The sequence below is a fragment of the Legionella waltersii genome, assembly GCF_001468085.1.
Classification (GTDB): Bacteria; Pseudomonadota; Gammaproteobacteria; order Legionellales; family Legionellaceae; genus Legionella; species Legionella waltersii.
The window spans coordinates 228,728-236,788 of the sequence record NZ_LNZB01000036.1 but is presented as its reverse complement, the minus strand read 5'-3'; the positions used below and the strand labels follow the sequence as shown (position 1 = coordinate 236,788).

The following is an 8,061-nucleotide window of genomic DNA, read 5'->3' as shown; positions in this document are numbered from 1 at the left end:
CCATCTCGAACTCAGCAGTGAAACGATTCAGCGCCGATGATAGTGTGAGGCTTCCTCATGCGAAAGTAGGACATCGCCAGGGTTTTATTCCTAAAAGCGGCTCTTATGCCGCTTTTTTTTTATGCAACAAAGGAATGGTGTGACTGCATTTAATTGGAGAAATCATGAAAAAAATAATAATAAAAACCTTACCCATAATACTACTTTCTTCAACGTCGTTTTCAATGACAGAAGGCTTCTATGCTGGCGCTAGTGTGGGAGTACTGGATCAAATTTCTAAAATATCTGTAACTGATATAGATACTACCGAACGCACTGTGTTTTCGGTTGACCAGGGAAGTACAGGGTTTGCTGGTGTTTTAGCACTTGGCTACACATACATCATGAATAATTTTGCCATTACTGTCCAAGCGGATGCAAATTTTGCAAACAGTGATGTTAATCTTAGTGTCACTAACGTTGATGTTTTAGGAACAAATGCAACCAGCTTCTCCTTGAAGAATAAAAGCAGTTATGGACTTAATGTTCGTCCGGCCTATGTTGCAAATGATTGTTTGAGCACGTATTTGGTTTTAGGTTATAGACGTGGTAACTTTGACGCATCTATTTCTGATGTTGGTCCAGGACAGCCTGCGTTCAGTATATCAAACAGCTTTAATAGAAATGGATTTGAGTATGGCGTTGGAACAGAATTTGCCATCAATGATCAACTTGGATTACGTCTTGAGATGACTCAAACAACCTATCAATCAAACACCCTCTTTAGTGTTGCAGGGCAAGGTAGTGCTACTGCGACTAACAAAGTCAATCAAGGATTGGTTTCTTTAGTTTGGTACCCATACATCGCTTAGTTGGAAAATACCTATTAGCATCCTCCGTGTAAACGGAGGATCTACAAATAGTTGTCTTTTAGACGAACATAATGCTCCGATGAATAGACCAGTTGTTGCATTTCTTGCTCATTCAGTTTTCTGACGGCTTTAACTGGGTTCCCCAAATATAAATATCCACTTTCAAGTCTTTTTCCTGGAGGAACTAAACTTCCAGCACCCAGCATAACCTTAGTTTCGATATGAACACCGTCTAAAATGATTGCTCCCATGCCTATTAAGCAATAATCCTCAACTGTACAACCATGCAGAAGTGCTTGGTGACCTATGGTGTTTCCTTTGCCAAGAATAAGCGGTTTGCCTCCGGGTGTATAGGGACCATCATGAGTTACATGCAAGATAGCCCCGTCTTGAATACTACAGGCATCACCAATGGTGATACAATTAACATCACCTCGTATAACCGCCATAGGCCATACAGAAACATCATTCCCCAAAGTAACATCACCGATCACAGAAGCCATAGGATCAATGTATACTCTGTCACCTAAGATTGGAGATTTGTTTTGGAAAGCTCGAAGGGATTGTTTCATGTTGTTTTTATCCAAATTTGCTGAGTGGCTATGGATTAATTATGCCTGCTTATGTTTGTACTCAATAGTGGTATTGAACTTTAATTTAAAAAGAATCACTATATTATAATTACTCTCTGAACAGATCTATATGTATTTAAAGTCAATTTTAACCATAATTACACTATTTCTAATATCTGCTTGTGGAAATAATAATCATAGGCAATTTACAGGCTATGTCGAGGGGGAAAACATATACCTAGCTTCACCTTTCTATGGAACCTTGGAGCAACTTGCGGTGATGCGTGGACAACTCGTAAAAAGGGGGCAACTTTTGTTTAGTTTGGATAAAAATCCACAGCAAATAACTATTGCTTCCATTGAAGCAGAATTACAACAAGCAAAAAATACTCTTGATGACATTAAAAAGCCTCGAAGAGAACCTGAGATTTCAGCGATCAAAGCACAAATTGAACAAACAGAAGCGCTAATTAAACTTGCACAAATTAGGGTTAATCGTTTCCAACAGCTTTATACAAAACAAGCGTCAGATAAAGACAGTTTGGATGCTGCGATAGCTACCCTACAACAGCAACAAGAGCTTAAATCCCAATACGAATCTAACCTAGCCTTAGCACAAATGGGAAATAGGGACGATCAAATAAAAGCTCAAGAAAACCAAGTTAAGGCATTAAGTGAAAAATTAAAGGAGGCACAATGGGAACTCTCACAAAAGACAGTATATGCCCCTGCAGACGGACAAATATTTGATACCTATTACGAACCGGGTGAGCTGGTTGCGCCACAACAAGCAGTCTTGTCTTTACTCACGCCTGAGACAATTCGAATTGAATTCTTTGTTCCAGTTGATTATATAGATAACCTAAAATTAGGACAGAAGATAAGGTTTGATTGCATTGGCGGTAAGAGTGGCAATGAAGCAGTGATTAGTTATATTTCTCCTGAAGTCGAATACTTGCCCCCAGTTGTTTTTAGTAGAGAGAATAGTGAAAAGTTGGTATTTAGAGTGAAGGCACAGATTAATGATGCATTCTTATTTAAACCTGGACAGCCTGTGGTGGTAAATGTTTGATGAGTGAATCGACACCAGAAATTATCATTAATGTAAATCGCTTAAGAAAGAGCTTTGCAGATAAGGTTGTCGTGGACGATGTCGATTTACATGTCCAGAGGGGAGAGGTTTTTGGTTTTTTGGGACCAAATGGAAGTGGTAAAACCACAACCATTAGAATGATTTGTGGGCTATTAAAGGCAGATGCAGGTGAAGGTACTTGTTTAGGTTATGATATTCTGACTCAATCCTATGAAATAAAGAAGCGTATTGGCTATATGGCACAGAAATTTAGCCTGTATTTTGATTTATCGATTGAGGAAAATTTGAATTTTATCGCTCAAGTATATGGTGTTAAAGACAGAAAGGAGCGGGTAGAAGAGTCGCTGATTCAATTGGGGCTGACAGAGAGAAGAAGGCAACTAGCAGGAAGATTATCAGGTGGTTGGAAGCAACGTGTCGCTTTAGCTTCATGTTTATTACACGATCCAGATTTATTGTTGTTGGATGAGCCAACTGCCGGAGTGGATCCAATAGCCAGAAGAGAGTTTTGGGATCAAATACATATTCTTAGTGTTCAAGGAATCACAACCTTTGTATCAACTCATTATATGGATGAAGCAGAACGATGCACCCGGATAGCTTACCTGGCTTATGGGAAACTGTTGATCACGGGTACTGTGAAGGAAGTTATTGAAACAACTAAATTAAAAACATGGAAAGTGGATGGAGATGTCACTACCTTATTGTTACAGGAGATAAAATCGCTTCCTGGGGTAATTCAGTCTGCCCTATTTGGCAATGCAATCCATGCTTGTGGTTATGATCAAGAATTAATTGAGAAGGGTTTGTCAAAGTTAAGTGCAAGGAAAAAAATCACTTGGATGCCAATTAACACGACTTTGGAAGATGCATTTATTAGTTTGGTTAATCAAACAACGGGGTCATTCATTGATTAGTAATAGTCTTAATCGATTATTTGCCATGATAATCAAAGAGTTTATTCAAATGATACGAGATAGACCCACCTTAGGAATGATTGTGGGAATTCCGCTCATGCAGCTTATTTTATTTGGATATGCAATTAATACAAACCCCCAGCATTTGCCTACTGCAATAGTTAATTTTGATAATTCAGAGTTAAGTCGACGAATACTTTATAGTTTAGAAAACTCCTCTTACTTCCACATCATAAAATCCGATGCAAACGAAGAGCAGGGAAACTGGATGTTAAAAACTGGAGAGGTTCAATTCGTGATTACCTTTCCTACCGATTTTACGAAGGATCTCATCAGAGGGCAGCATCCAGTATTATTGCTTGAGGCAGATGCAAGTGATCCTGCAGCAACGAATAGGGCGGCATCAGTATTTAATGAGCTTGCTTCAATGAGTCTAAATGAAGATTTGAGAGGACCATTAGTAGGGCTAAAACCCACACAAACACCCTATCGCCCTTTAGTGCACTTTTTATACAACCCTCTTGCAATCACCGCTTATAATATTGTGCCTGGTTTGTTAGGGGTGGTGCTCACTATGACTATGGTCGTAGTGACAGCTCTAGTTGTCACTAGAGAATATGAACGAGGTACGATGGAAACATTGCTCTCTACACCATTGAAACCTTTAGAAGTAATGGCCGGCAAATTAATTCCATTTATATTAGTAGGATTTATCCAAGTCATTCTTATTCTGACACTATCAAAGGTATTATTTTCTATCCCAACGGAAGGGAGTATCTTGCTGTTATTAGTATTTACTATACCCTTCATCGCTGCAAATCTCTCAGTAGGTTTAACCTTTTCTACTTTAGCTAGCAATCAATTACAAGCAGTACAGAGTGCAATGTTCTTTTTTTTACCTTCTATACTTTTGTCAGGATTTATGTTTCCTTTTAGGGGAATGCCAGAGTGGGCACAATGGGTAGGAAGTATTCTCCCTTTGTCTCATTATTTAATCATTGTTAGAGGTGTTTTGTTAAAGGGCAATGGATTTATGGAGCTATGCTATCAAGAAGTTCCTATCTTTCTGTTCACCTTTGTATCCTTATTTATTGGGTTTAAACGCTATAGAAAGACTTTGGACTAATATCAGCATTATCTGTTTAGGTAGGAAGCAAATGGTAACTGCAGTACAAATACAAGATGCTATAGCTCTTTGGGGCTTACGAGGTACTCTAAAGAAACTGCCGGCAGAAAAGGACGATAATTATGTTTTGCAAACGTACAATAATGAGCAATTTATATTAAAAGTTTCTGCTGTCAATGAAACTTGGGACGTTATTGAGTTTCAGACGACCGTGCTGAACACCCTTGCCCAAAGAAGACAATCCTTTGAGTTTCCAATTCCTCAAGCTTCAATTGCCGGCAAATACATTGAAACAGTTCGAACCAATGATGGAAAGTTGCGATTCGTTCGCTTATTTAGTTTTGTTCCCGGGCAATTATTAGGTGAGATCACCAATAATTCAGAACTATTGTATAAAAGTGCTGGAAAGCAAATTGGGTGCTTAATCCAAGCATTAGCAGACATTAGGCACCCTGGAGCAAGTCGCTATTTGAAGTGGGATTTGCAACAAGCATCTTGGATCCAAGATCATCTTGTTTCTATTAAAAAAGAAGATGACCGTACCCTTGTTGAAAAGCATCTAAACAGTTATGAGAAAGATGTACGTAATAAGCTTCTTCAAATGCGCCAGCAAATAATCCATGGAGATTTGAACGATTACAATTTATTAGCGACTCAAAATTCATTGGGTGAAATTCAGATCACTGGCTTGATCGATTTTGGTGACATGGTCATGTCTGCAGCTATTGGTGAATTAGCGATTGCTTTAGCCTATATGCTGATGAATAAAGCGGAGCCATTGAACACTGCTTATCATGTTATAAAGGCCTGCCATGCTGTTTTTCCCTTTGAAGAAGATGAAGTCGCAATATTATATGATCTCATTTGCATTCGTCTTTGTGTTAGTGTTGTCAATTCCGCAATACGTAAAAGGGAAAACCCTCATGATCAGTATCTGACGATTTCTGAAAAACCAGCTTGGGAGTTACTAAAAAAGCTAGAACATATCTCTCGTGATCAGGCATTAACGATATTTCGTGAAGCATGCCACCACATGTCTAACAATCAAATTCAAGAAAAGCGTAGACAATACATTGGCAAAAATGTCGGTCTATCCTATCAAGAGCCATTACAATTTGTGCGAGGTGAAGGCCCCTATCTTTATGATCAAAATGGCTGTAAGTATTTAGATGGTGTCAACAACGTATGTCATGTAGGCCATTGTCACCCATACGTTGTGAAATCCGGGCAAAGACAGATGGCTTTGCTCAACACGAATACACGGTATTTACATGAATTGTTGGTTAATTATGCTGAGAAATTATTGGAAAAGTTTCCTGCGCCTTTAGAAGTTTGTTTTTTTGTTTCATCGGGCAGTGAAGCAAACGAACTCGCGTTACGATTAGCACGAACGCATACTGGTCGAAGGAATTTGGTGGTAATGGATCATGCTTATCATGGAAACACAACAACGCTCATTGATATTAGTCCTTATAAATTCAATGGGAAAGGTGGTCATGGAAAGCCTGATTTTGTTCGAGTGATGCCAATGCCAGATCCTTTACGTCATAGACATCTTACAGTTGATGAACAACTTTTTGATCAATCTATAGCGGCTTTTATTGCTGAGCCATTTTTAAGCTGTGGCGGTCAAGTTGAGCTACCTCAGGGCTATTTACAAGCTGCTTATGACCAAACACGTAAGGTCGGAGGGGTCTGCATAGCAGATGAAGTACAAATTGGTTTTGGAAGAGTAGGATCACATTTTTGGGGATTCGAAACTCAAGGAGTGGTGCCTGATATTGTAACCATGGGTAAGCCTATTGGTAATGGGCACCCAATCGGTGCGGTTGTAACCACACGTGCAATTGCCGATTCTTTTAGCAATGGCATGGAGTATTTTAGTACTTTTGGAGGGAACCCAGTCTCTTGTGCAATAGGGCTTGCTGTATTAGAGGTTATCGAACAAGAGAATCTACAAACCAATGCCTATGACATTGGAAATTATCTAAAGTCGCGATTCAATAACCTAAAGTCTCAGTATCCAGTGATTGGAGATGTTCGAGGCAGAGGGCTTTTCCTCGGCATCGAACTAGTGACAGATTCACAAAGTCTAAATCCTAATCCTGAACTGGCAGAGCGGATAGTGAATGATATGAAGGAGAAACGCGTCTTGTTAAGCACTGATGGCCCTCATCATAATGTCATTAAATTTAAGCCACCCATGGTATTTTCCCGCAGGGATGCTGATTTCCTCATCAAACAACTCATCCACACCCTAACGGTCGCGGCTCGGATTAACTCAGTTCTAGCCGAGCCACGATCGTGAGGGAGTGGATAATGAATTTCACGTTGTGTCATTAGCGCTGTAACCGTTAATTCAAAAAGGTCGTATTCCATGTAATGTTTAAATTCAGTTCTTTCAATCTATTTAAATAATTATCAAGAGATATTAGCCCAACACAGGGCATTGCACCTCTAAACTCAAGTTGTTGATTGATAAGAAGCTCCGTTAAAATGATTGCTGGAGTGCAGGGGATATAAAGGCCATCTCCATCTTGGGCATGGATGTCAAAACGTATATTCAGTGCTTTCTTTTGTTTATCTTGCCCTTTTAACGTCATGTAAAATCCAGTGTTGTTGCTGCCAAAACGATCTAAAAGATGCGATATTTTGAGCATAGGATTTGCAAAATTATCGAGTGCGGGTAATAGTTTCAGACGAACAAGCCAGGAAAGCAAAAATAAAATAATTTGCAAGCCTTTTAGTTCCAGACCTGCTTGAAAACGAATGGTTTTTAATGATTGATAGTATTTTGGGAATAGCTCTAAATCAGGTATATCGCAGTTTCCCAAAAAGCGATGATGGAGACGCCAAAACTCAACAAGTCGAATATTTTGCCAACCGTAAATAGTTGATTCGATGCCATTGAGCATTGTTTTAAATGGTTTGCCTGCATAAGTTAATACCCCAGCAGTAGTGGCCAAGCCTTGGTTAGTCAGCTGTGCAGTTGCAATGGCATAATCAACGGAATCCAGTTGTGAAAATTGCGGTAAGAAATGTTCAATAATAGCGCTACTTAATCCAGGAACTGAACTGGCACCACTGCAAATGAGCACCCCCTTTTGTTGTGCTTCGTGGTGTAGCTCAGTGATGTTGCTGACAAAATGACGGGAGTCTGCAAGATCAATATAATGACAGGCTTGGCTTAGACAGGCTTTAGCTACAGCATAGTCTTGTGATTGAAAGGGCCCTGATGTGTGAATGACAACATAGGGGTTGATCTGTTTAAGAGTGTCCTCAGGATTCTGAAAAATATCACGAGTATGAATGGTGATTGGGTTTGCTGAGTTTAAGGTTTTTACAAGGTCTTCTGCTTTTTGGCGATCGCGTCCCAGAATTGCCAACTCAATTCGTGGGTCTTGGCATAGGACTTTGGCTATGTATTTACCAAAATTACCATACCCACCAATGATAAGAACAGAATATTTTTCCATCGCAATCGCCTATTAATAGATAATAC

General features: G+C 39.4%; 7 protein-coding genes. 5 read left to right on the top strand and 2 right to left on the bottom strand.

Going from position 1 to position 8,061, the window contains the following annotated elements:
* Nucleotides 1–164 precede the first annotated feature (164 nt).
* Nucleotides 165–851 carry an outer membrane protein gene (locus Lwal_RS07290; protein ID WP_058480163.1) on the top strand — a complete coding sequence of 229 codons (687 nt, stop codon included), beginning with the start codon at nt 165–167 and terminating at the stop codon, nt 849–851.
* A gap of 41 nt (nt 852–892) precedes the next feature.
* Here the strand turns inward: Lwal_RS07290 and Lwal_RS07285 are convergent, their stop codons facing one another.
* The gene (locus Lwal_RS07285) at nt 893–1,423 is read right to left on the bottom strand and encodes a gamma carbonic anhydrase family protein (RefSeq protein ID WP_058480162.1); all 531 of its coding nucleotides are present in this window, start codon (nt 1,421–1,423) and stop codon (nt 893–895) included.
* A 130-nt stretch (nt 1,424–1,553) separates the two neighbouring features.
* Here Lwal_RS07285 and Lwal_RS07280 point away from each other — a divergent pair, with 130 nt between their 5' ends.
* From Lwal_RS07280 to Lwal_RS07265, 4 genes are read left to right on the top strand one after another with little or no spacing between them, the layout of a single operon-like run.
* Complete coding sequence (locus Lwal_RS07280) at nt 1,554–2,495, top strand: HlyD family secretion protein (RefSeq protein ID WP_058480161.1); 942 nt, start codon at nt 1,554–1,556, stop codon at nt 2,493–2,495.
* Complete coding sequence (locus tag Lwal_RS07275) at nt 2,495–3,433, top strand: ABC transporter ATP-binding protein (RefSeq protein WP_058480160.1); 939 nt, start codon at nt 2,495–2,497, stop codon at nt 3,431–3,433. Before Lwal_RS07280 ends, Lwal_RS07275 begins: the two co-directional genes overlap by 1 nt.
* Nucleotides 3,426–4,559 (top strand): ABC transporter permease, encoded by a 1,134-nt coding sequence (locus Lwal_RS07270; RefSeq protein ID WP_231951016.1) that lies wholly within the window; start codon nt 3,426–3,428, stop codon nt 4,557–4,559. Before Lwal_RS07275 ends, Lwal_RS07270 begins: the two co-directional genes overlap by 8 nt.
* A gap of 31 nt (nt 4,560–4,590) precedes the next feature.
* On the top strand, nt 4,591–6,867 hold the full coding sequence (locus Lwal_RS07265) for an aminotransferase class III-fold pyridoxal phosphate-dependent enzyme (RefSeq protein ID WP_058480158.1): 2,277 nt from the start codon (nt 4,591–4,593) through the stop codon (nt 6,865–6,867).
* A gap of 46 nt (nt 6,868–6,913) precedes the next feature.
* Here the strand turns inward: Lwal_RS07265 and Lwal_RS07260 are convergent, their stop codons facing one another.
* On the bottom strand, nt 6,914–8,035 hold the full coding sequence (locus Lwal_RS07260; RefSeq protein WP_058480157.1) for a saccharopine dehydrogenase family protein: 1,122 nt from the start codon (nt 8,033–8,035) through the stop codon (nt 6,914–6,916).
* Nucleotides 8,036–8,061 lie beyond the last annotated feature (26 nt).